General features: G+C 53.7%; 23 protein-coding genes. 15 read left to right on the forward strand and 8 right to left on the reverse strand.

Annotated features, from left to right (window positions below; all coding sequences use genetic code 11):
• Positions 1-76 precede the first annotated feature (76 nt).
• Positions 77-766, forward strand: a complete 690-nt coding sequence (locus ACUTSU_RS16945) for a FadR/GntR family transcriptional regulator (protein ID WP_445652585.1) — start codon at positions 77-79, stop codon at positions 764-766.
• A gap of 58 nt (positions 767-824) precedes the next feature.
• Positions 825-2,240 carry a multidrug transporter subunit MdtD gene (gene mdtD / locus ACUTSU_RS16950; protein ID WP_445652586.1) on the forward strand — a complete coding sequence of 472 codons (1,416 nt, stop codon included), beginning with the start codon at positions 825-827 and terminating at the stop codon, positions 2,238-2,240.
• On the opposite strand, the gene rbsR is transcribed toward mdtD, so the two are convergent.
• The 7 genes from rbsR to kup all read right to left on the reverse strand — a co-directional run bounded on the left by rbsR (position 2,237) and on the right by kup (position 10,112).
• Positions 2,237-3,238 carry a ribose operon transcriptional repressor RbsR gene (gene rbsR / locus ACUTSU_RS16955; protein WP_445652587.1) on the reverse strand — a complete coding sequence of 334 codons (1,002 nt, stop codon included), beginning with the start codon at positions 3,236-3,238 and terminating at the stop codon, positions 2,237-2,239. The genes mdtD and rbsR overlap by 4 nt on opposite strands.
• 5 nt (positions 3,239-3,243) lie before the next feature.
• Positions 3,244-4,170, reverse strand: a complete 927-nt coding sequence (rbsK, locus tag ACUTSU_RS16960; RefSeq protein WP_445652588.1) for a ribokinase — start codon at positions 4,168-4,170, stop codon at positions 3,244-3,246.
• A gap of 67 nt (positions 4,171-4,237) precedes the next feature.
• Entirely contained in the window at positions 4,238-5,125 is an 888-nt protein-coding gene (rbsB, locus tag ACUTSU_RS16965) for a ribose ABC transporter substrate-binding protein RbsB (RefSeq protein WP_445652651.1), read from the reverse strand.
• Between the two features lie 23 nt (positions 5,126-5,148).
• The gene (gene rbsC / locus ACUTSU_RS16970) at positions 5,149-6,114 is read right to left on the reverse strand and encodes a ribose ABC transporter permease (protein WP_442232695.1); all 966 of its coding nucleotides are present in this window, start codon (positions 6,112-6,114) and stop codon (positions 5,149-5,151) included.
• 6 nt (positions 6,115-6,120) lie between these two features.
• Positions 6,121-7,626: a ribose ABC transporter ATP-binding protein RbsA gene (gene rbsA, locus ACUTSU_RS16975; protein ID WP_445652589.1), complete on the reverse strand. Its 1,506-nt coding sequence runs from the start codon at positions 7,624-7,626 to the stop codon at positions 6,121-6,123.
• 7 nt (positions 7,627-7,633) lie between these two features.
• The gene (rbsD, locus tag ACUTSU_RS16980) at positions 7,634-8,053 is read right to left on the reverse strand and encodes a D-ribose pyranase (RefSeq protein WP_445652590.1); all 420 of its coding nucleotides are present in this window, start codon (positions 8,051-8,053) and stop codon (positions 7,634-7,636) included.
• Between the two features lie 190 nt (positions 8,054-8,243).
• On the reverse strand, positions 8,244-10,112 hold the full coding sequence (gene kup / locus ACUTSU_RS16985) for a low affinity potassium transporter Kup (protein ID WP_445652591.1): 1,869 nt from the start codon (positions 10,110-10,112) through the stop codon (positions 8,244-8,246).
• 283 nt (positions 10,113-10,395) lie between these two features.
• Here kup and ravA point away from each other — a divergent pair, with 283 nt between their 5' ends.
• Both ravA and viaA read left to right on the forward strand, forming a co-directional pair.
• Positions 10,396-11,904 (forward strand): ATPase RavA, encoded by a 1,509-nt coding sequence (gene ravA, locus ACUTSU_RS16990; RefSeq protein WP_445654431.1) that lies wholly within the window; start codon positions 10,396-10,398, stop codon positions 11,902-11,904.
• Positions 11,905-11,906: 2 nt separating this feature from the next.
• A complete protein-coding gene (viaA, locus tag ACUTSU_RS16995; RefSeq protein WP_445652593.1) occupies positions 11,907-13,370 on the forward strand; it encodes an ATPase RavA stimulator ViaA in 1,464 nt (487 codons plus the stop codon).
• Positions 13,371-13,373: 3 nt separating this feature from the next.
• Here the strand turns inward: viaA and asnA are convergent, their stop codons facing one another.
• The gene (asnA, locus tag ACUTSU_RS17000) at positions 13,374-14,366 is read right to left on the reverse strand and encodes an aspartate--ammonia ligase (protein WP_261152985.1); all 993 of its coding nucleotides are present in this window, start codon (positions 14,364-14,366) and stop codon (positions 13,374-13,376) included.
• 155 nt (positions 14,367-14,521) lie between these two features.
• Between asnA and asnC the strand changes: the two genes are divergently transcribed.
• The 11 genes from asnC to atpG all read left to right on the forward strand — a co-directional run bounded on the left by asnC (position 14,522) and on the right by atpG (position 24,211).
• The gene (asnC, locus tag ACUTSU_RS17005; protein WP_004950461.1) at positions 14,522-14,983 is read left to right on the forward strand and encodes a transcriptional regulator AsnC; all 462 of its coding nucleotides are present in this window, start codon (positions 14,522-14,524) and stop codon (positions 14,981-14,983) included.
• Between the two features lie 97 nt (positions 14,984-15,080).
• Positions 15,081-15,521: an FMN-binding protein MioC gene (mioC, locus tag ACUTSU_RS17010; protein ID WP_445654432.1), complete on the forward strand. Its 441-nt coding sequence runs from the start codon at positions 15,081-15,083 to the stop codon at positions 15,519-15,521.
• A 381-nt stretch (positions 15,522-15,902) separates the two neighbouring features.
• Positions 15,903-17,792: a tRNA uridine-5-carboxymethylaminomethyl(34) synthesis enzyme MnmG gene (gene mnmG, locus ACUTSU_RS17015; protein WP_445652595.1), complete on the forward strand. Its 1,890-nt coding sequence runs from the start codon at positions 15,903-15,905 to the stop codon at positions 17,790-17,792.
• A 135-nt stretch (positions 17,793-17,927) separates the two neighbouring features.
• Positions 17,928-18,548: a 16S rRNA (guanine(527)-N(7))-methyltransferase RsmG gene (rsmG, locus tag ACUTSU_RS17020; protein ID WP_445652596.1), complete on the forward strand. Its 621-nt coding sequence runs from the start codon at positions 17,928-17,930 to the stop codon at positions 18,546-18,548.
• Between the two features lie 640 nt (positions 18,549-19,188).
• On the forward strand, positions 19,189-19,572 hold the full coding sequence (gene atpI, locus ACUTSU_RS17025) for a F0F1 ATP synthase subunit I (RefSeq protein ID WP_445652597.1): 384 nt from the start codon (positions 19,189-19,191) through the stop codon (positions 19,570-19,572).
• A gap of 21 nt (positions 19,573-19,593) precedes the next feature.
• A complete protein-coding gene (atpB, locus tag ACUTSU_RS17030; RefSeq protein WP_445652598.1) occupies positions 19,594-20,370 on the forward strand; it encodes a F0F1 ATP synthase subunit A in 777 nt (258 codons plus the stop codon).
• Positions 20,371-20,419: 49 nt separating this feature from the next.
• Positions 20,420-20,659 (forward strand): F0F1 ATP synthase subunit C, encoded by a 240-nt coding sequence (gene atpE, locus ACUTSU_RS17035; RefSeq protein WP_004093904.1) that lies wholly within the window; start codon positions 20,420-20,422, stop codon positions 20,657-20,659.
• A 57-nt stretch (positions 20,660-20,716) separates the two neighbouring features.
• The gene (atpF, locus tag ACUTSU_RS17040) at positions 20,717-21,187 is read left to right on the forward strand and encodes a F0F1 ATP synthase subunit B (RefSeq protein ID WP_004950476.1); all 471 of its coding nucleotides are present in this window, start codon (positions 20,717-20,719) and stop codon (positions 21,185-21,187) included.
• Between the two features lie 14 nt (positions 21,188-21,201).
• Positions 21,202-21,735, forward strand: coding sequence for a F0F1 ATP synthase subunit delta (atpH, locus tag ACUTSU_RS17045; protein ID WP_445654433.1), 534 nt, complete (start codon positions 21,202-21,204; stop codon positions 21,733-21,735).
• 12 nt (positions 21,736-21,747) lie between these two features.
• Positions 21,748-23,289, forward strand: coding sequence for a F0F1 ATP synthase subunit alpha (atpA, locus tag ACUTSU_RS17050; protein WP_012004483.1), 1,542 nt, complete (start codon positions 21,748-21,750; stop codon positions 23,287-23,289).
• 58 nt (positions 23,290-23,347) lie between these two features.
• Positions 23,348-24,211 carry a F0F1 ATP synthase subunit gamma gene (atpG, locus tag ACUTSU_RS17055; protein WP_174354830.1) on the forward strand — a complete coding sequence of 288 codons (864 nt, stop codon included), beginning with the start codon at positions 23,348-23,350 and terminating at the stop codon, positions 24,209-24,211.
• Positions 24,212-24,221 lie beyond the last annotated feature (10 nt).

Here is a 24,221-nt window from a genome sequence, read left to right on the forward strand (position 1 = left end):
TCCGGTAAACAGCCGCAAAAGCTGGCGATCCGTAGAGTAAAATAAGAGTAACAATGTCAGTTAAGGACTCGCAGCCATGCAATTTAATGCTCAACAACAGGCCGCCCAACGCAATCTTTCTTATCTGCTTGCAGAAAAACTCGGCCAACAAATTCTGGCTGGCGATTATCAGGCTGGCAGCATCCTGCCTGGAGAGATGGAACTGGGTGAGCAATTCGGCGTTAGCCGTACAGCGGTACGCGAAGCCGTGAAGATGCTGGCAGCCAAAGGTATGCTGTTACCCCGGCCACGCATTGGGACCCGGGTGATGCCACAAAGCCAGTGGAACTTTCTCGATCAGGATTTACTGACCTGGTGGATGACCAAAGAAAACTTCGATCAGGTCATGCAGCACTTCCTTATATTGCGTACCTCTCTGGAACCTCAGGCCTGCTCACTGGCGGCGGCCAATGCCAGCCATCAGCAAACCGCACGACTGGCTGAACTGATGGCGGAAATGCGCGCCCTGCATATCCAGTTCGACCGAGAGCACTGGATCCAGGTGGATACCCAATTCCACCAGCTGATCTATGAAGCCAGCGGCAACCCATTTCTAACCTCATTTGCCAATCTGTTCAGTTCGGTATATCAAAGTTACTTCCGCGCCATCACCGGCAACGAAGTGATTAAGCTCCAGCACCATCAGGCCATCGTCGATGCAATACTCGCCGGTGACAGCGCAGCGGCATTAACCGCCTGCCAGGTTTTGCTCAGAGATAAAGACTAACGCCCCCTGCTTATATATAGAAGAAAGGGACGAAGACGACAGTTAACCGGGACTCACAATGACCAGATCCGCGCGCAGTATGGCAGGGCTACCCTGGATCGCCGCCATGGCATTCTTTATGCAGGCTCTGGATGCCACCATCCTCAATACGGCATTGCCGGCGATAGCTCAAAGTCTTGAGCGCTCGCCGTTGGCGATGCAGTCGGCGGTTATCAGCTACACCCTGACGGTAGCGATGCTGATCCCGGTCAGCGGCTGGCTGGCGGATCGCTTCGGTACCCGCCGGGTGTTTATCATCGCGGTTTCTCTGTTTACTCTCGGTTCGCTGCTGTGCGCGCTTTCTCCGACGTTAAGCCTGTTGGTAACTTCACGAGTCATTCAGGGGGTCGGCGGGGCAATGATGATGCCGGTGGCGCGCCTGGCTCTGCTGCGCGCCTACCCACGCAGCGAGCTGTTACCGGTGCTGAACTTCGTAACCATGCCTGGGCTGGTTGGGCCAATCATGGGGCCGATGCTGGGCGGCTGGCTGGTGACCTACGCCACCTGGCACTGGATATTCCTTATCAATATCCCGATTGGCCTGCTCGGTATCTTCTATGCGCGTAAATATATGCCGGACTTTACTACCCCCAAACGGCGCTTCGACTTTATGGGCTTTATGCTGTTTGGGCTGAGTCTGGTACTGGTTTCCACCGGGCTTGAGCTGTTTGGCGAGCAGGTACTGGCCAGCTATATCTCGCTGGGTATTTTACTCAGTGGTGTAGTGATGCTGTTCGGCTACATCGTTCATGCTCGCAGGCACCCTCAACCGCTGATTGGCCTGGACCTGTTCCAGACCCGAACCTTCTCGGTGGGGATTGCCGGTAACGTAGCCTCACGGCTGGGGACCGGCTGCGTGCCATTCCTGATGCCACTGATGTTGCAGGTGGGTTTCGGTTACTCGGCGATTATTGCTGGTTGCATGATGGCGCCGACCGCGGTCGGCTCATTGATGGCGAAATCCACCGTCACTCAGGTGCTGCGCTGGTTCGGCTATCGTAAAACTCTGGTAGGCATCACCATGATTATCGGCGTGCTGATTGCCCAGTTCGCGCTGCAAAGCCCGGGGATGCCGCTGTGGCTGATGATCCTGCCGTTGTTCGTGCTGGGGATGGCGATGTCTACGCAATTCACCGCCATGAATACCATCAGCCTGGCAGATTTGAACGATGCCAATGCCAGCTCCGGCAACAGCGTGCTGGCAGTGACTCAACAGCTTTCAATTAGTTTCGGGGTGGCGATCAGCGCGGCGGTGCTGCGTTTCTATCAAACCATGTCACCGGGGACCATGGTCGATCACTTCCACTACACCTTTATTACCATGGGGATTGTCACCGTGACCTCGGCGTTTGTGTTTATGCTGCTGAGAAGAAAGGACGGCCGTAACCTGATCAGTGGCCAGGACCCGAAAAAACCGGTTAAAACTGCGGGCTAACGGTGACCGACCGAAGCACGCTCCACCAGCTCAGGGGTCAACACCAGAACCTGGGCTGCGCGTTCCGGATTCTGCAGGCGGTTAATCAGTGTATCAATCGCCAATTCCCCCAGTGAATCTTTCGGTTGGTGAATGGTGCTTAACGGTGGCGCCAGATATTTGGCCAGTTCTATATCATCGTAGCCCATCACCGCCATATCCTGCGGCACCGACAAGCCGGCCTGATAAAGCGCCTGATAGGCACCTACAGCTACCGCATCGTTACCGGCGAATACCGCATGCGGGGGTTCAGCCAGTACCAGCAGTTGCTTCATGGCATCCACGCCGCCTTCAAATTCAAAATCGCAGTGCACTTCGTACCCCGGCAAAACGGCCAACCCGGCGCGCTGCATGGCTCGACGGTAGCCCTCAAGCCGATGGCGGGCGGTAGTTTTATCCTGTGGGCCGGCGATACAGGCAATCTTGCGATACCCACGGGCGATCAGATGATCGGTCGCCATCTCACCGCCCAGCAGCGAGTTATCCTGAATGATATCGTTGGCCCCTTCGAACGGCGCCCAATCCATCATGACTATCGGCAGCGAAGGATAGCGGCTCAGCGCGTCCTGCGATGGTCGATGATTTTCGGTACACATCAACAGCAAGCCATCGACGCGCTTTTGCAGCAGCGTTTCCATGTTGCGATTCATGCGTGCGGCATCTTCTTCGGTATTGCACAGGATCAGGCTGTAACCCCGTTCATAGCAACTGCGCTCAACGCCACGCACGACTTCGGCATAAAACGGGTTATTGCTGGAGGTCACCAGCATGCCGATGGTACGCGTTTGGTTTAGTTTGAGGCTGCGCGCCAGCGCAGAAGGCGCATAGTTCAGTTGTTCAACGGCCGCCATGACTTTGGCTCGCACGCTGTCGCTGACAAAGCGATTGTCATTAATGACGTGCGAGACAGTCGAAGTTGAAACGCCCGCCAGGCGGGCGACGTCTTTCATGGTGGCCAAAGGGATTACTCCTGCTGCTGCAAGAAAGTGTCGATCTCTTCGCGCCAGGGTACGGAAGGCTGCGCGCCAGGACGGGTCACCGCAATGGCCGCCGCCGCATGGGCAAAGCGCACGGCATCTGCCATCACTTTACCTTCCAGCAGCGCAGTGACCAGCGCCCCGTTGAAGGTATCGCCAGCGGCGATGGTGTCTACCGCTTTAACCTTGAAGCCGGGCACCAACTTACCCTTGCCATTCTCACTCAACCAAACGCCACGGCTGCCAAGGGTGATAATCACCTTGGCAATGCCTTTATTATGCAAAGCCTGTGCGGCACGTGCGGCATCATTATCATTGTTGACTGCAATACCTGTCAGGCGTTGGGCTTCAGTTTCGTTTGGCGTAATCATATCGATCATCGCCAATAATTCGTCCGGCAGTTCACGTGCCGGCGCAGGATTGAGGATCACCTGAGTCTGATGCTGTTTCGCCAGGCCGGCGGCGGCGATAACCGTCTCCAGCGGCGACTCGAGCTGCATCAGCAGCGCGTCGGCATCGATCACATTTTGCTGATAGCGAGCCAGATAGTCAGGAGTCACTGCCGCATTGGCGCCGGCATCAATGCCGATCACATTCTCGCCTTCAGCATTAACAAAAATCAGCGCGACGCCGGTAGTGTTTTCGGCAATCGCTTCTATTGGTTGGGTATCAATGCGATCGGTCGCCAGCTGCTGACGAATGCGTTCGCCAATGTCATCAGCGCCCACGCAGGCGATAAAAGCGATATCCGCGCCGCTACGTCCTGCCGCCACCGCCTGGTTGGCACCTTTGCCGCCAAACGCCACTTTATACTGCTTCCCGATCACCGTTTCGCCCGGTTGGGGAAACTGCTCAATATTGAGGATATGGTCGGCATTGATACTGCCCAGAACCACCAGCTTACCTGTTGCCATCGCATTGATTCCTGAATTGCGCGCCATCATAAACGCCCCGTTTTGATGGCGCTGGTGCTACAGAGTGTTATTTGGTGACCAGCTTGAGATCAACCGGGACAGTGGCCGGCACTTTTTCGCCTTTCAACACTTTATCCGCCGTTTCAACACCAATCACCCCGATCTGATCCGGGCGCTGTGCCACGGTCGCCGCCAGTTTGCCGCCTTCAACCGCTTTCACGCCGTCAGCGGTGCCGTCGAAGCCTACCACGACCACGTCGGTTTTACCGGCAGTTTGCAGCGCACGCAGTGCACCCAGCGCCATTTCATCGTTCTGGGCAAACACCGCCTGCACGTCCGGATGAGCAGTCAGCAGGTTCTGCATCACGTTCAGACCTTTGGTGCGGTCGAAGTCTGCCGGCTGGCTGGCCAGCAGTTTGAATTTGTTCTGATCCAGCGACTGTTTAAAGCCTTCGCCACGTTCACGGGCGGCAGAGGTACCGGCGATCCCTTCCAGTTGGATCACTTTAGCGTCTGCGCCCACTTTTTTAGCGATAAAGTCACCGGCCATTTTACCGCCGACGCGGTTATCCGAAGCGATATGGCTGACCACTTCACCTTTGCTCGCGACACGGTCCAGGGTGATGACCGGGATCTTGGCCTGGTTGGCCATCTTGATGGCGTTGCCGACCGCATCGGAATCGGTTGGGTTAATCAGCAGCAACTTGGGTGCCTGCACCATCAGATCCTGCACGTTCGCCAGTTCTTTCGCCGGGTTGTTTTGCGAGTCCAGCACCACCAGGTTGTAACCCAGCTTATTGGCCTCCTGCTGTGCGCCCTCTTTCATTGAGACAAAGAACGGGTTATTTAGGGTAGAAACCACCAGCGCAATGGTGTCTTTAGCCAATGCGTTAGCACTCAGGGTGGCGCTCAGCGCGAAGGCTGAAGCCAAAATTGCCAGTTTTTTCATTTTCATCATCGTGATTCCTGTAGGGGAGGTTATTTGTTGCTTTTGTTCTCTACCAGAACCGCCAGCAGTATCACCACTGCCTTCACGATCATTTGGTAGTACGAAGAAACACCCAGTAAATTCAGACCGTTGTTCAGGAAGCCGAGGATCAGCGCCCCGATCAAGGTACCCACAATGCGGCCCTTGCCACCGGCCAGGCTGGTACCCCCCAGCACCACCGCGGCAATGGCGTCCAACTCATAGCCGGTACCGGCGGTTGGCTGCGCGGAAGATAGGCGCGCGACTTCGATCACCCCCGCCAGAGCCGCCAGTAATCCACAAAGCGAATAAACGATAATCTTCACTTTATCGACGCTGATGCCGGACAGACGGGTCGCCGCTTCGTTACCGCCCAGGGCATAAATATAACGGCCCAGACGGGTATGGTGCAGCATGTACCAGGCGGCGATAAACACGATCGCCATGATCCAGATTGGGGTGGGGACCCCCAGCGGGCGGCCGATACCGAACCAGCCGAAGGTATCGGCCACGTCGGTAAAGCCGGTATTCACCGGACTGCCGTTGGTGTACACCATGGTGACACCGCGCAATAGCAGCATCATCACCAAAGTAGCGATAAACGCCTGCACTTTACCTTTGGCTACGATCACCCCGGTACAGGCACCGACTGCCGCCCCCAATGCCAGAGCAGCCGCCACGGCTACCACCGCGTTAATTTCGAAACCGACGATCGATGCCGCCACCGCGCCGGTCAGCGCCAACAGCGATCCCACCGACAAATCGATGCCGGAAGTGAGGATCACCAACGTCATCCCCACCGCCATAATAGCGTTCACCGAGGTTTGCTGCAGAATATTGAACAGGTTGTTTAGGGTGAAGAAATTCGGGCTCATTGAAGAGACCACTGCGATCAGCACCAGCAGAGCAATCAGTGATTTTTGCTCTAACAGCCACTCTTTACTGAACCAGCGCTTTGCCACACTCTGGGAACTCATATCTGATTACTCCTGCTTTACGCCGTATTGCTTGCCAACGGCCGCAGCCATTAACGCTTCCTGGGTGGCCTGTTCAATCGGGAACTCACCGCTGAGATGTCCTTCGTGCATCACCAGGATGCGGTCACTCATGCCCAGCACCTCCGGCATTTCCGAAGACACCAGAATGATGCTCAGCCCTTCCTGCTTGAACTGGTTGATTAACTGATAGATTTCTTTTTTTGCGCCAACATCGACACCGCGTGTCGGCTCATCGAGGATTAGCACCTTTGGCCGCGTCATCAGGCCACGGGCGATCGCCACTTTCTGTTGGTTACCGCCGGAGAGCAGGCCAATCGGTTGTTCCATCGAGGGAGTCTTGATATTGAACAAACGGATGAAGTCGCCCACCGCCTGTTGCTCTTCCGCCTGTTTCAGGCTGCCACCGGCACGGCTGAAATAGCGCAGTGCCGTCAGCGACATGTTTTCCTTCACCGACATCCCCAGCACCAGGCCATCGCGCTTGCGGTCTTCGGAGATATACACAATGCCGTTCGCCAGGCCGTCCTGCGGAGAATGGGTAACCACCGGGCGGCCATCGAGGCTGACGGTTCCGGATTTGCGCGGCGCGGCACCGTAGATAATTTTCATCAGTTCGGTACGCCCGGCGCCCATCAGCCCGGCCACACCAAGAATTTCGCCCCGGTACAGGGTAAAGCTGACATCATCCACACCCGGGCCGGAAACCTGGCTGACCTCCAACCGCTTTTCACCGCGCGGTAGATTCAGGCGTGGGTACTGTTCCTCCAGCTTGCGGCCGACCATCATTTCAATCAGCGAATCTTCATGCAGCTCGCTGACTGGCCGCTCTGCGATAAACTGACCGTCACGAAACACCGTGACGTCATCGCAGATTTCGAAGATCTCCTTCAGCCGGTGCGAGATATAAACAATGCCACGCCCTTCGGCCTTCAGCTCGTTGATCACTTTAAATAAAGAGGCGGTTTCAGTGTCGGTTAGCGCATCCGTCGGTTCATCCATAATGATCACTTTGGATTCGAAGCTCAGCACCTTGGCGATTTCCACCATCTGCTGATCGCCGATCGACAGCTCGCCCACCAGCCGGTGGCTGCTGTAACTCAGGTTTAACCGCGCCAACAGCTTGTCGGCTTCGGCATACATGCGCTTCCAGTCGATGCGGCCAATACGGTTCACAAATTCGCGCCCGAGGAAGATGTTTTCCGCGATCGTCAACTGCGGGATCAGGTTCAGTTCCTGATGGATAATGCCAATACCTGCTTCTTGCGAATCCTTTGGCCCATTGAATACCACCTCTTTACCGAGAAAATACTGACTGCCGGCATCTTTGTTATAAATCCCGGTCAGCACTTTCATCATGGTGGATTTCCCGGCACCGTTTTCCCCCACCAGCGCCATCACCTTGCCGGGATAAACGCTGAGTGCGGCGCCGGAAAGCGCCTTCACGCCGGGAAAGGCTTTATCGATCCCTTTCAGTTGCAATAAAGGTTGCATAAATGCCTCAGAAAGTTACGCCGGCGCAGAGGATCACATTCGCATACGGCGAGCATTCCCCGCTGCGGATCACTGCCCGGCTATGTTCAGTTTGCGCTTTGAACGCACTGTGACTGATATAGCTCACGCTGATAGTATTGCCCTGGTGTTGGCCAAGTTCGGTCAGTTGAGCCAACAACGCACGATGGAGCTGCGGATTTTGTTTAACGATCTCTTCAGCCAGAATGGCGCTTTCTACCTGCATTTCCTGTGTCACCACCCCGACCACCTGCAAAAACGTCGGCACCCCCTGGGTCAGCGCCAGATCGATACGCTGCGTTGCTGCCGGAATAGGCAACCCCGCATCACAGATGGCGATCTGGTCGGTATGACCGAGGCGAGAAACCACGGCAGAAACATCAGCATTGAGTAGCACGCCTTTTTTCATCTTTTTCTTCTCACTCCACCAGCGAAACGTTTCGCTTGTGTCTGGAGTTTAAAAAAACGCCAACAGAAGGCAACCGGGACAGCGCAGAATTGTGATCGCCATCGAAACGTTTCGCTGGTGTTACCGAGAACATAGTTACCAAGAACATAAACAGAAAGGGCCCAGCGGTTGCTGAGCCCTTGGGGGGAAGTTAAATCTCGACCTGGGTTCCCAGCTCGATCACCCTATTAGGTGGGATCTCAAACTGGTCCGGCGCACGCAGCGCGTTGCGGCTCAACGCGATAAACAGCTTGCCACGCAGGAACAGGTACCACGGCCGTTTGGTCAGGATTAACGACTCATGCGACATAAAGAATGAGGTTTCCGTCATCCGGCACGGCAGCCCTTCCAGCCCACAGCGGTGGAACACTTCCTCCACGTTCGGCGTTTCACGCCAGCCGTAGCTGGCCACCACCCGCCAGAAGGTCGGCGAAAGCTGTTCGATGGTCACCCGCCGCACGTTATGGACGTAAGGGGCATCCTCGGTACGCAGCGTCAACAACACCACTCGCTCATGCAGCACCTTGTTGTGCTTTAGGTTATGCAGCAGCGCAAAAGGGATCACATTGATGGCACGCGACATAAAGACCGCAGTCCCCGGCACCCGTACCGGCGGTGATTTTTCCAGCGAGGCGATCATCGCCTCCAGGGAATTGCCGTGCTCGTGCATGCGGCGCAGCAGGCGGAAACGTTCGCTTTTCCAGGTGGTCATGATGATGAACATCACCAGCGCCAACATCAGCGGCAGCCAACCACCCGAGAACAGTTTCAGGGCGTTGGCGGAGAACATCGGGATGTCGATAATCAGCAGGACAACCAGAATGCCGACGGCGAAGAAACGGTTCCAGTGCCAATTTTTGATCGCCACCGAGGTCACCAGGATACTGGTCAATACCATAGTGCCGGTCACCGCAATACCGTATGCCGCCGCCAGATTGCTGGAGTGTTCGAAACCAATAATCACCAGCACGACCGATATATACAACGTCCAGTTAATCACCGGAATATAGATCTGACCGGATTCCATCTCCGAAGTATGGATGATGCGCATCGGTGACAGGTAACCCAGACGCACCGCCTGGCGAGTCAGTGAGAACACGCCGGAGATCACCGCCTGTGAGGCGATAACCGTAGCCAGCGTCGCCAGAATCAACAGCGGGATCAGCGCCCAATCCGGTGCCAGCAGGAAGAACGGATTTTTAATTGCCTCAGGATTTTTCAGCAGCAAGGCACCTTGGCCGAAATAATTTAGTACCAGCGAAGGCAACACCACGGTGAACCAGGCCAGACGGATAGGGAATTTGCCGAAGTGCCCCATATCGGCATACAGCGCCTCAACGCCGGTAATCGACAGCACCACCGCGCCCAACGCAAAGAACGAGACCTTCTTATATTCCATAAAGAAGTTCAGCGCCCATTTCGGGTTCATCGCCTGCAGCACTTCCGGGTTAGCGATGATGCTGCGCGCACCCAGCACCGCCAACACGATAAACCACAACAGCATCACCGGGGCAAACAGTTTTCCGACGCTGCCGGTACCGTGTTTTTGGATAGCGAACAGCAACGTCAGCACCAGAATGGATAAGGGGACGATATAGCCATCAAGCGACGGCGCAGCAATTTCCAAGCCTTCTATCGCCGACATCACCGATATCGCCGGGGTGATCACCACTTCGCCATAGAAGAAGCTGCCGCCAATCAGACCCAGGATCACCAATATGGACGTTGTCCGCGCCGAAGTCTGGCGCCCGGCCAGCGACATCAGCGTCAGTATCCCCCCTTCACCGGCGTTGTCCGCGCGCATGACATAGGTGAGGTACTTGAGGGAAACAATGATGATTAACATCCAGAAGATCAGCGAAAGAAAACCAAAAACCACGTCTGGACGAACATCGAAGCCGTAATGGCCGGAGAAACACTCTCGGAGAGTATAGAGAGGGCTGGTGCCGATATCACCGTAAACCACCCCAATTGCCGCCAGGGTTACCGCCGATAAGGACTGTTTATGCTCTGTGCTCATAATTCGTTTCTTTATTAGAACATCCGTTAGCGATGCATCCGCATCAGCCAGAGATACGGGCTCTAAGATCCGTTACGCCCACTAAAAGGCGCACAGTATGCACGATTTATACTGCTTGCCTATCCTTATATCAGACCTTAAAAATAAACAAAATGTGAACCAGCCACCCTTTTGATAATAGAAAAATTTTACTAATCAACAAGCTATACCATTAAAAATAATGGTGGTTTATCATCGGATTATCCACCAAGATTGGCTAACTCTCGGACAACACGACAATAATATGGCGCCCTCATCACTTCTGGCAGAACGGATTTCCCGCCTCAGCAGCGCACTGGAGAGCGGTCTTTATGAAAGGCAGGAAGCAATTCGCCTGTGTTTGCTGGCGGCGCTAAGCGGTGAAAGCGTGTTTCTGCTTGGCCCACCGGGCATTGCCAAAAGCCTGATTGCCCGTCGGTTAAAATTCGCCTTTCGCAGCGCGCGCTCGTTTGAATATCTAATGACGCGCTTTTCAACGCCGGAAGAAGTCTTCGGCCCATTATCGATCCAGGCTTTAAAAGATGAAGGGCGCTACCAGCGCCTGACCGCCGGCTATCTGCCCGAGGCGGAAATCGTCTTTCTGGACGAAATCTGGAAGGCCGGTCCGGCGATCCTCAATACCCTGCTGACGGCGATTAACGAACGCCGTTTCCGTAACGGTAATAATGAAGAACCTATCCCACTGCGGCTGCTGGTCACCGCCTCCAACGAACTGCCGGAAGCCGACAACAGTCTGGAAGCTTTATATGACCGTATGTTGATACGCCTGTGGTTGGATAAAGTGCAGGATAAACAGAATTTCCGCTCACTGCTGGTCAGCCGCCAGAACGAGAATGAAAACCCTGTGCCCGAAGCACTGAGCATCAGTGACGAGGAATATCACCAGTGGCAACCGCAGATCGACAAAATCAAACTGCCTGAAAATTGCTTTGAACTGATATTCCAACTGCGCCAGCGGCTCGATGCACTGGAAAGTGCCCCTTACGTTTCCGATCGTCGCTGGAAAAAAGCGCTGCGGCTGTTGCAGGCCTGTGCTTTCTTCAGTGGTCGCGATGCCGTGGCCCCGATCGATTTGCTGCTGCTGAAAGACTGCCTGTGGCACGACCTCAGCTCACTGAAACTGCTGCAACAGCAAGTTGAGCTATTGCTGAACGAGTCGGCCTATCAACAGCAAACGTTGCTGATCCAACTGCAACAGATCCATACCCGCTGGCTACAGCATCAACAACAGCAGAGCGATAGTCAGGCTATTACATTGGTAAAAAAGGGCGGCATGTTCAGCAGAAAGCCCCAGTTTGCCTTGGCAACGCCACTCGGTACCGGCACCCTGACCCTGTTGCTGCAAAAACCGCTGCAACTGCATGATATTCAGGTCAACCATCTGAGTATTGAAAACAGCGCGCTGGAAAACTGGCTGCAAAAAGGCGGCGACGTACGCGCCAAGCTGAACGGCATTGGTTTTGCTCAGCAGATTGACCTGGAAGTCGACGAGCAACTGCATCTGACGGTGTTGGACGTTAGCCGCCAGCCCTCTCTACTGGCCCAACCCGGTAAGCAGACCAGCGGCACGCCGCAGGCAATGTTGGACGAAATGGACCAGTTGGCGCAGCGCCTGGCAGAACAGCGTCGTTTGTTCAGCCAGCATCAGCCCTGCCTGTTTACCCCTGCCGCCAGGCTGGCAAAAATTGAGGCCAGCCTGTTGCAGGTGGCGGAACAAATCAAACAACAGCACCAGCAAATGCGCGGCCAGTAATTATGCTCAGCCTGGAAACTCTCGATCTGCTGCTGGCGATCACCGAAGGTGAGCTGATCGAGGAGATGATCATCGGCATGCTGGCGGCGCCGCAGTTGTCGATTTTCTTCAAAAAGTTTCCGGCCATCCGCCGGGCGCTGGATCGCGACCTGCCGCGCTGGAAGCTACAGCTGAAAGAACGCCTCCATGAGGCCATGGTACCACCCGCGCTGGCACAGGAATTCTATCGTTATCAACAGTGCCAGCTAGAGAACAACACCCAGTTCTTCCATAACCTTAACGACACCCTGGATCTGCTGCGCCAGCTGGTTTCCCCCTTTTATGAGCAGGCGCGCTCACTGGTGGACGCCGCCGATCTGCCCAATCATCCGCTGGACGACAGCTTCCAAACCCTGTTTCTGCAGCGCTGGCGCATCAGCCTGACGCTTCAGGCCACCATGATGCATCACCAACTGCTGGAACAGGAACGCGAACAGCTGATGGCGGAGCTGCAGGAACGTCTGGCGTTGAGTGGTGCACTGGAGCCGCTGTTGTCGGAAAACGACACCGCTGCCGGGCGACTGTGGGATATGAGTAAAGGCCATCTGCAACGGGGTGACTATCAACGGCTGGTGGAATACGGCAATTTCTTGCAGCAGCAACCAGAACTGAAAAAACTGGCACAGCAGCTTGGGCGCAGCTATCAGGCCAAGGCGGTGCAACAGCAGGACGCGTTGCCGGAACCGTTCCGCGTGATGGTACAGGTACCGGCCACACTGCCGGAAGAGGTCAGCGGCATTCACCAGAGCGACGATATTCTGCGTCTGCTGCCACCCGAGTTGGTCACGCTGGGCATTGAAGAGCTGGAATTTGAGTTTTACCGCCGCCTGCTGGAAAAACGGCTATTGAGTTATCGCCTGCAGGGCGATGTCTGGCAGGAACAGATCCATATCCGTCAGGTTACTTATCAGCAGCAGGATCAACAACCTCGCGGGCCGTTTATTGTCTGTGTGGATACCTCAGGTTCGATGGGCGGTTTCAACGAACAGTGCGCCAAGGCTTTCTGTCTGGCGCTGTTGCGCATTGCGCTGGCGGATAACCGCCGCTGCTACATCATGCTATTCGCCAACCAGATAGTGCATTACGAACTGACTGCCGCCAGCGGTATTGAGCAGGCGGTGCGCTTTCTCGGCCAGCATTTTCGCGGCGGCACCGATCTAGCGGCCTGCCTGAATGCCACGTTGAGCAAAATGACGGAAAGCGGCTGGTTCGACGCCGACGCGGTGATCATTTCTGACTTTATTGCCCAGCGATTGCCGGAAGAGATAATAAAGAAGGTTAAACAACAGCAGCAAAACCACCAGCAGCGCTTTCACGCAGTGGCGATGTCCAACTACGGCAAGCCCGGTATCATGCGCATCTTCGATCATATCTGGCGCTTTGATACCGGGTTAAAAAGCCGCTTGATGCGCCGCTGGCGGCGCTGAGTATTACAGCAGCCCTTCTACCGCCTCACGTACCTGAGGTGACCACACGCCGCACTGTACCTGCCCGATGTGCGACAGTTGCAGCAACAGCATCACCAGGCGTGACTGACCGATACCGCCACCGATAGTTTGCGGCATCTCGCCACGCAGCAGTGACTGATGCCATTCCAACGCCAGACGATCTTCATCACCGGTCTGTGCCAATTGACGTTTCAGCGCACTGGCGTCAACGCGGATCCCCATAGAAGAAAGTTCGAAGGCGTCCTGCAGCACCGGGTTCCATACCAGGATGTCACCGTTCAGGCCGGCCAACCCTTCGGCTGCTGGAGTGGTCCAGTCATCATAATCCGGCGCACGTACATCGTGTGATTTGCCGTGCGACAATTTGCCACCAATCCCCATCAGGAATACCGCGCCCAGCTCTTTGGCAATCGCCCGCTCACGGCCTTTGGCATCCAGTTCAGGGTAGCGTTGCAGCAAGGTTTCGCTGTGCACAAAATGGATTTGCTCCGGCAGGAACGGCGTTAAGCCGTATTCGCGGCTCACTTCCCCTTCTGTAGCCTTAATCGCCGCATAAATGCTGCGCACGGTGCTTTCGAGGTAATCCTGGCTGCGTTCGCCATCGCCCATCACCCGCTCCCAGTCCCATTGATCAACGTAGACCGAATGGATGGCGCTCAGACGATCTTCGTCCGGACGCAGTGCTTTCATATGGGTATACAGGCCTTCACCGGCGCCAAAGTCGTAGCTACCCAGTGTTTTACGCTTCCATTTGGCCAGTGAGTGCACCACTTCGAAGGTGGCGTCCGGCAGGGTTTTCACCTTTACCTGTACCGCTTTCTCGCTACCGGACAGGTTGTCCTGGGTACCATCTCCCAAACGGCTGAGGATCGGCGCCTGCACTTCAATCAGGCCAAGCTGTTGCTCCAACTGGCGGGAGAAAAAGGATTTAACCAGGCTGATTTGTTGTTGTTTTTGAATAAATTGTTTTTTCATTGCCGTATCTCTTATAAACCTGTCTCTGTTGATAACGATTAAGCAACAGAATGGCACTACAATTCAATATCCTATAATCAATATTGTCTTTTCAATTTTAATCGTTCATTTTGATGCGGTAATAATTCAACAATCAGCAATTAGTGAGGGATTAAATGGCTGAAAATTATCAGATCGATAATCTCGATCGCGGCATTCTTAATGCCTTGATGGAAAACGCGCGCACGCCTTATGCCGAACTGGCGAAAAATTTTGCCGTCAGCCCCGGCACCATTCATGTGCGAGTAGAGAAGATGAAACAGGCCGGTATCATCACCGGTGCGCGGGTAGACGTGAACCCCAAACGCCTGGGTTACGACGTCTGCTGTTTTATCGGCATTATATTAAAGAGTGCCAAAGACTATCCTTCTGCATTGAAAAAGCTCGAAAGCCTGGAGGAAGTGGTTGAGGCCTATTACACCACCGGCCACTACAGCGTGTTTATCAAAGTGATGTGCCGCTCGATAGATGCGCTGCAACAAGTACTTATCAACAAGATCCAGACGATTGACGAGATCCAGTCAACTGAAACCCTGATCTCGCTGCAGAACCCCATCATGCGTACCATTACCCCTTAGCCAACTATTTACTATACCCATATTATCCACAGGTAGATCCCAGCCGATTCACAGCGTACAATGCTGCCACTTTGAGAAGGTTGGGATCATTCATTTCATGGCAGACATTACTCTGATCAGTGGCAGTACGCTTGGCAGCGCCGAGTATGTAGCCGAGCACTTGGCTGAAAAGCTGGAAGCCGCAGGCTTTACTACCGAGACGCTGCACGGCCCTGAATTGGATGAACTGACCCTGTCCGGACGCTGGCTGGTGGTATCTTCGACCCATGGCGCCGGGGATTTACCGGATAACCTGCAACCGCTGCTGGAACAAATAGAAGAACAGCTTCCTGATTTATCTCAGGTGGAGTTCGGCGCAGTCGGTTTGGGCAGCTCTGAATACGATACTTTCTGTGGTGCGATCCAACGGATCGACGATCTTCTGATTGCTCGTGGAGCAAAAAGGATAGGCGATCGGCTCGAGATCGACGTGACTGAACACGAAATTCCTGAGGATCCTGCCGAGAAATGGGTGAAAAATTGGATTAATTTACTCTAATTCGTTCAAAGATCACCCGAACGATTGTGGATAACTATACTTAAAAGCAGGGTAAAACCGGTAGTTATCCCAATAACAACCTTAGGTCGCTTTTTGTCCTGTGCATAACATGCCATTTAGATCCCAGCTTATAAGCCGTAGGATCACCGATCATTCACAGCTAACGATCCTCCTTAATTAGCTGATCTCAATCGCGAATAATCACTTATCCACAGAAGATCGCGATCCTAATAAGAGATCTAATAAAGAGATCTTTAAATAAAAAGATCTTCTTTTAATTACTCAAGGATCCTGACCACTTGGTCGATCGACTAAACTTGAGTAGAATCCTCCACCCCAGGGCAAACAACGATCGTTCGCAATACGACGAGGTGCAGTTCCATGTTTTATCCAGAGCAATTTGACGTCATCATCATCGGTGGTGGCCATGCCGGTACCGAAGCCGCTATGGCTGCGGCACGTATGGGACGTCAGACTTTATTACTGACTCACAATATCGATACGCTGGGGCAAATGTCTTGCAACCCGGCGATTGGCGGTATTGGTAAGGGACATCTGGTTAAGGAAATTGATGCACTTGGCGGCCTGATGGCCACGGCGATCGACCATGCGGGTATCCAGTTTAGGATACTAAACGCCAGCAAAGGCCCTGCGGTACGAGCCACCCGAGCTCAGGCTGACCGGGTACTGTATCGCCAAGCGGTACGTACTGCCCTGGAGAACCAGCCCAATCTGATGATCTTCCAGCAGCCAGTCGAAGATCTGATCGTGGAAAACGATCGCGTTGTCGGTGCCGTGACCCAAATGGGACTGAAATTCCGCGCCAAGGCGGTGGTATTGACCGTAGGGACCTTCCTGGACGGCAAGATCCACATTGGCCTGGAGAACTACAGCGGTGGCCGTGCCGGAGATCCACCATCGATCTCGCTTTCACAGCGACTGCGAGAATTGCCTTTGCGTGTTAACCGACTGAAAACCGGCACACCGCCGCGTATCGATGCCCGTAGCATAGATTTCAGCGTACTGGCACCTCAACACGGTGATACGCCGATCCCGGTGTTCTCGTTCATGGGCAACGCCGGGGAACATCCTGAGCAAATGGCGTGTTACATCACCTACACCAATGAAAAAACGCATGATGTAATCCGTAATAACCTCGATCGTAGCCCGATGTATGCCGGGATCATCGAAGGGATCGGTCCGCGTTACTGCCCGTCGATCGAAGACAAGGTGATGCGCTTTGCCGATCGTAATGCACACCAGATCTTCCTCGAGCCGGAAGGCCTGACCAGCAATGAAATTTATCCAAACGGCATCTCCACCAGCCTGCCGTTTGATGTACAGATGCAGATCGTTCGTTCGATGGAAGGGATGCAGAATGCCCGAATCATTCGACCTGGCTATGCCATCGAATACGATTTCTTCGATCCTCGTGATTTGAAGCCGACACTGGAAAGCAAATTTATTCAGGGCCTGTTCTTCGCCGGCCAGATCAACGGCACCACCGGTTACGAAGAGGCTGCCGCACAAGGCCTGTTGGCCGGTCTGAATGCCGGACGCTATGCCAATGAAGACGAAGGCTGGTCGCCACGCCGCGATCAGGCTTATCTGGGCGTGCTGGTGGACGACCTCAGCACCCTTGGCACCAAAGAGCCGTACCGCATGTTCACATCCCGTGCCGAATACCGCCTGATGTTACGTGAAGACAACGCCGATCTGCGCCTGACTGAAAAAGGCCGTGAACTGGGCCTGGTGGACGATGTCCGCTGGGCACGCTTTAGCGAAAAACTCGAGCACATCGAACAGGAACGTCAGCGCCTGCGCGATATCTGGATGCACCCGCATGCTGAAAACGTCGAGCAGGTGAATGCACTGCTGAAAGCACCGCTGTCGCGTGAAGCCAACGGTGAAGAACTGCTGCGTCGCCCGGAAATGGATTACACCCAATTGACCTCCGTTGCAGCATTTGCGCCGCCGCTGGCCGACACTCAGGCCGCCGAGCAGGTTGAGATCCAGGTAAAATACGAAGGTTATATTGCTCGTCAGCAGGAAGAGATCGAAAAACAGCAGCGCAATGAGAACACCGTGCTGCCGTTGGATCTCGATTACCAGCAGGTTTCTGGCCTGTCGAATGAAGTGATTGCCAAGTTAAATGACCACAAGCCGAATTCGATCGGCCAGGCTTCACGTATTTCTGGCATTACGCCGGCGGCGATCTCAATTCTACTGATTTGGCTGAAAAAGCAAGGGCTGCTGCGCCGCAGCGCATAAATCCTGTTTTTGCGGCCGTTTGATTATTTGATCGGCAAACGGCCGCTGACATCGTTTCTGGCCTGAATTATTATGGTCACCTTCTTGGGCAGCCCCTACCTGGCTTGCCGTTGTGCGCCAGTCTAAGGACTCATTGTGCAGAAAAAATTAGATTCGTTGCTCAAAGCGGCAGGCATTACGCTTCCCGATCAGCAAAAGCAGCAGTTGCTGGGCTATGTTGGCATGCTGGATAAGTGGAACAAGGCTTATAACCTCACTTCGGTGCGTGACCCGCAGCAAATGCTGGTTCGCCATATTCTCGACAGCATCGTGGTCAACCCGCATCTGCAGGGGAAGCGTTTTATCGACGTGGGCACCGGCCCCGGCTTGCCAGGCATTCCGCTGGCAATTGTTCGCCCTGATTCCCATTTCACCTTGCTAGATAGCCTGGGTAAGCGTGTACGCTTCCTGCGTCAGGTGCAGCATGAACTGGGGTTGACCAACGTTGAACCGGTTCAGAGCCGCGTTGAGGAGTTTCCTGCGGAGCCACCGTTTGACGGCGTCATCAGTCGCGCTTTCGCCTCACTGCAGGATATGCTGTCCTGGTGTCATCATTTGCCGGCAAAAGGGCAGGGGCGCTTCTACGCGTTGAAAGGGATGCGCCCAGACGAAGAGCTGACGCAGTTGCCGGAAGGCATCGAGTTGGAATCGGTAGTACGTCTGCAGGTACCGGAACTCGAAGGTGAACGTCATCTGGTAGTCCTTAAGGCAAACTGAGTTTGTTTTTGATCAACTAAGGGTGAATTAAAACATAGTGCCGATAGTTAAAGTAAGCGGGCTAATTAATGGGTGGTTTTTTTAGTTAATTTACTTTTTATTAACAAAAAAATAGCCGCCAATTGGCGATAATAGGGTAATTGCAGATCGTAATAGTTGCGTTAGCAACCATAAGTGAAGGATCTCGCTTTGCTGCTAATGTTAATTAGCTGTTGGAATATTATCCCTGAAGCTGTCAATAAAAGGTTTTAAGCGGGTAGACGGATTGTTTTTGAACAGTTAACTTGTAATATTCTGATTTATAATATCTTTTTTATCGCTCGATTTGCTAAAGACGCTTTGGCTGGGCATGGGCTATAAATCAGGAATAGGTATTATTGTGAGCAACTACACGTTTCTTACTGTAATACTGGAATAATCAGACAATTAAATGAGCCCTATTATTCCGACCGTTTTCTTGTGAAAATAGCCTGAAATGGGGAAATTTAAATAATTGTTCACCTTTTCGCTACTTATCGATTGAATTCGTTGGTATGCCCCGTATAATTTGCTCGTTTTTTGCTGCTTGACTCAGAGCAGTAAAGAAAGTTTTATACGTCACTCAGCATACCTCCTCAGGGGTACGGAGAGAACAAACGTCATGTCTGGGTCCCTTTACAGCGGAAAAGTTGCTCGCAAATTGCTGTTTCTGCAGTTAATGACTTTTGTTCTGATCAGCGCTGCTTTCGGTCTGAAAAGTCTGGAATGGAGCGGTTCGGCACTGGCTGGTGGTCTCGCCGCCTGGTTGCCGAGCACCATGTTTATGCTGTTTGCCTTGCGCCATCAGGCGCAGACGCCGGCACCCGGTCGGGTTGCCTGGTCGTTCGCCATCGGCGAGGGATTGAAGGTCCTGATCACCATAGTTTTGCTGATCGTGGCGCTTGGGGTGTTTAAAGCGGCGTTTATACCGCTTGGCCTGACCTATTTAGCGGTGTTAGTGGTGCAGATAGTGGCACCCGCCGTGATTAACAGTTACCGAAATTAACTCAATAAGGGTAGAGGCATCATGTCTGCAGAGGGATACAACAGTCCACAGGAGTATATCGGTCACCACCTGACGCAACTTCAGGTCGGGACTGGTTTTTGGTCGATTAACCTCGACTCGATGTTTTTCTCCGTTGTCCTCGGGGTTCTGTTCCTAGTGGTGTTCCGTCGGGTGGCTAAAAACGCCACCAGTGGCGTGCCGGGTAAACTGCAAACCGCAGTGGAACTGGTCGTCGGATTTGTCGATAGCAGCGTGCGTGATATGTATCACGGCAAGAGCAAGGTCATTGCTCCTCTGGCGCTGACGGTGTTCGTCTGGGTGTTCCTGATGAACATGATGGATCTGATCCCGGTCGACTTCCTGCCGACCATCGGGACCTGGCTCGGCCTGCCGGCACTGCGTGTGGTGCCAACGGCTGACGTGAACGTCACCCTGTCGATGGCGTTGGGCGTATTTATCCTGATTCTGTTCTACAGCATTAAAATGAAAGGCGTTGGTGGGTTCGTTAAAGAGTTAACCATGCAGCCGTTCAACCACCCAGTATTCATTCCTATCAACCTGATTCTTGAAGGTGTCAGCCTGCTGTCCAAGCCTGTTTCTCTCGGCCTGCGACTGTTCGGCAACATGTATGCGGGTGAGTTGATCTTCATCCTGATTGCCGGTTTGTTGCCGTGGTGGTCACAGTGGCTTCTGAGCTTGCCTTGGGCTATTTTCCACATCCTGATTATTACGCTTCAAGCCTTTATTTTCATGGTTCTGACGATTGTCTATCTCTCGATGGCATCTGAAGAGCACTGATTTTCTTAAAACACTTGTACTTTTAAACTGAAACAAACTGGAGACTGTCATGGAAAACCTGAGTATGGATCTGCTGTACATGGCTGCCGCTGTGATGATGGGTTTAGCGGCAATCGGTGCTGCGATCGGTATCGGCATCCTGGGTGGTAAATTCTTGGAAGGCGCTGCACGTCAGCCTGACCTGATTCCTTTGCTGCGTACACAGTTCTTTATCGTTATGGGTCTGGTTGACGCCATCCCGATGATCGCTGTTGGTCTGGGTCTGTACGTGATGTTTGCTGTCGCGTAAGTAGAGATCTTCTCTACACTGAAACCACACTATTAACTATTAAAGAGGCATTGTGCTGTGAATCTTAACGCAACAATCCTCGGCCAGGCCATCGCGTTCGTTCTGTTTGTCTGGTTCTGCATGAAGTACGTATGGCCGCCGATCATGGCAGCCATCGAGAAGCGTCAGGGAGAAATTGCTGACGGTCTCGCTTCTGCAGAACGTGCCAAAAAAGATTTGGACTTAGCGCAAGCCAATGCGACCGACCAGCTGAAAACTGCCAAGGCAGAAGCTCAGGTGATCATCGAGCAAGCAAACAAACGCAAAGCTCAGATCATGGATGAAGCGAAAGCCGAAGCCGAGCAGGAACGTAACAAAATCGTGGCGCAGGCTCAGGCTGAGATCGAAGCCGAACGTAAGCGCGCTCGTGAAGAGTTGCGTAAGCAAGTCGCGATGCTGGCAATTGCCGGCGCCGAGAAGATCATCGAACGTTCCGTGGATGAAGCTGCTAACAGCGACATCGTTGATAAACTGGTCGCTGAACTGTAAGGAGGGAGGGGCTGATGTCTGAATTTGTAACTGTAGCTCGCCCCTACGCCAAAGCAGCTTTTGACTTTGCCGTTGAGCATCAAAGCTTGGATCGCTGGCAGGATATGCTGGAGTTTGCGGCTGTTGTCACTCGCAATGAACAGATTTCTGAACTGCTGGCTGGTGCTGTCGCACCGGAGACGCTGTCCAGAACGTTCATCGCGGTATGTGGCGAACAACTCGACGAACATGGCCAGAACTTTATCCGTGTAATGGCCGAAAATGGACGTTTACTGGTTCTTCCTGCGGTGCTGCAGCAGTTCATCGAACTGCGCGCTTTGCTGGAATCCACCGTCGAAGTCGACGTGCTCTCTTCGAGCGCACTGAGCGACAAACAGCAGGCTAATATTGCCGCTGCGATGGAAAAGCGTCTGTCACGCAAAGTTAAGCTGAATTGCAAAATTGACAAGTCTGTACTGGCCGGCGTAATTATCCGTGCTGGCGATATGGTGATTGATGGCAGCGTTCGCGGTCGTCTTGAACGCCTGACAGACGTCTTGCAGTCTTAAGGGGACTGGAGCATGCAACTGAATTCCACCGAAATCAGCGAACTGATCAAGCAGCGCATTGCTCAGTTCAATGTGGTGAGCGAAGCTCACAATGAAGGTACTATTGTTTCCGTCAGTGACGGGATCATCCGCGTACACGGTCTGGCCGAAGTTATGCAGGGCGAAATGATCGCACTGCCAGGCAACCGTTACGCAATCGCATTGAACCTGGAGCGCGACTCCGTAGGTGCTGTGGTCATGGGTCCGTACGCGGATCTGGCCGAAGGCATGAAGGTAAAATGTACCGGCCGTATTCTGGAAGTACCGGTTGGCCGTGGCCTGCTGGGTCGTGTAGTTAACACCCTGGGCGCACCTATCGATGGTAAAGGCCCGGTTGATAACGACGGTTTCTCCCCGGTTGAAGCTATTGCCCCTGGTGTTATCGAGCGTCAGTCCGTAGATCAGCCGGTTCAAACTGGCTACAAATCTGTTGACGCCATGATCCCAATCGGCCGTGGCCAGCGTGAGCTGGTGATCGGTGACCGTCAGACAGGTAAAACTGCCCTGGCGATCGATGCGATCATCAACCAACGCGATTCCGGCATCAAGTGTGTTTACGTGGCTATCGGCCAGAAAGCGTCCACCATCGCTAACGTGGTGCGCAAACTGGAAGAGCACGGTGCACTGGCAAACACCATCGTTGTGGTTGCTACCGCGTCCGAGTCCGCTGCATTGCAATATCTGGCACCATATGCTGGTTGTGCTATGGGTGAATACTTCCGTGACCGCGGTGAAGATGCGCTGATTGTTTATGATGACCTGTCCAAACAGGCCGTTGCTTACCGTCAGATCTCCCTGCTGCTTCGTCGTCCACCAGGTCGTGAAGCTTACCCAGGCGACGTATTCTATCTCCACTCCCGTTTGCTGGAGCGTGCTGCGCGTGTTAACGCCGAATATGTTGAAGCCTTCACTAAAGGTGAAGTCAAAGGCCAAACCGGTTCACTGACTGCTCTGCCGATCATTGAAACTCAGGCGGGTGACGTTTCCGCGTTCGTTCCGACTAACGTAATCTCGATTACCGATGGTCAGATCTTCCTGGAATCCAACCTGTTTAACTCCGGTATTCGTCCGGCGGTTAACCCGGGTATATCCGTATCCCGTGTGGGCGGTGCAGCGCAAACCAAGATCATGAAAAAACTGTCCGGTGGTATTCGTACCGCGCTGGCACAGTATCGTGAACTGGCTGCGTTCTCTCAGTTCGCTTCCGATCTGGATGATGCGACCCGTAAACAGCTGAGCCACGGTCAGAAAGTGACCGAGCTGTTGAAACAGAAACAGTATGCGCCGATGTCCGTCGCACAACAGTCTCTGGTGCTGTTTGCCGCAGAACGTGGCTTCCTGAACGACGTTGAAGTCGCGAAAGTCGTGAGCTTCGAAGCCGCGCTGGTTGCTTACGCAGACCGCGAGCATGCCGAGTTGCTGAACCACATCAACCAAACTGGCAATTTCAACGATGAGATCGAGGGCAAGCTGAAAGGCATCCTCGAGACCTTCAAGAAAACCCAGTCCTGGTAACGCTCAGCGGCCTGCAGTTGAAAGACAGCAGGCCGTCTGGCAATGAGGAGAAGCAGACATGGCCGGCGCAAAAGAGATACGTAGTAAGATCGCGAGCGTGCAAAACACGCAAAAGATCACTAAAGCGATGGAAATGGTCGCCGCCTCCAAAATGCGTAAATCGCAGGAACGCATGGCGGCCAGCCGTCCTTATGCAGAGACCATGCGCAAAGTGATTGGTCACCTTGCGTTGGGTAATCTGGAATATAAGCACCCGTACCTGGATGAGCGTGATGTTAAGCGCGTCGGGTATCTGGTGGTGTCTACTGACCGTGGTCTCTGTGGTGGCTTGAACATTAACCTGTTCAAGCGGCTGTTGGCAGAGATGAAAGGCTGGTCCGAAAAAGGTGTCGAAACTGATTTGGCACTGATTGGCTCTAAAGCCGCTTCTTTCTTTGGTTCCGTGGGTGGCAACGTGGTTGCCCAGGTCACCGGCATGGGGGATAACCCTTCCCTGTCGGAGCTGATCGGACCGGTGAAAGTGATGCTGCAAGCCTACGACGAAGGTCGTTTGGACAAGTTGTACATTGTCAGTAACAAATTTATCAATACGATGTCCCAAGAACCACAGATCGTTCAGTTGCTGCCGTTGCCGCCTGCCGATGACGGTGAGCTGAAGAAAAAATCTTGGGATTACCTGTATGAACCCGATCCAAAAGTGCTGCTTGATACCTTGCTGCGTCGCTATGTGGAATCTCAGGTTTATCAGGGCGTCGTGGAAAACCTGGCCAGCGAGCAGGCCGCACGAATGGTAGCGATGAAAGCCGCAACCGATAACGGCGGTAGCCTGATCAAAGAGCTGCAGTTGGTATACAACAAGGCTCGTCAGGCCAGCATCACTCAGGAACTCACCGAGATCGTTTCGGGAGCCTCCGCGGTTTAAGCTAGGTTTA

Source organism: Serratia sp. NA_13 (assembly GCF_052691735.1).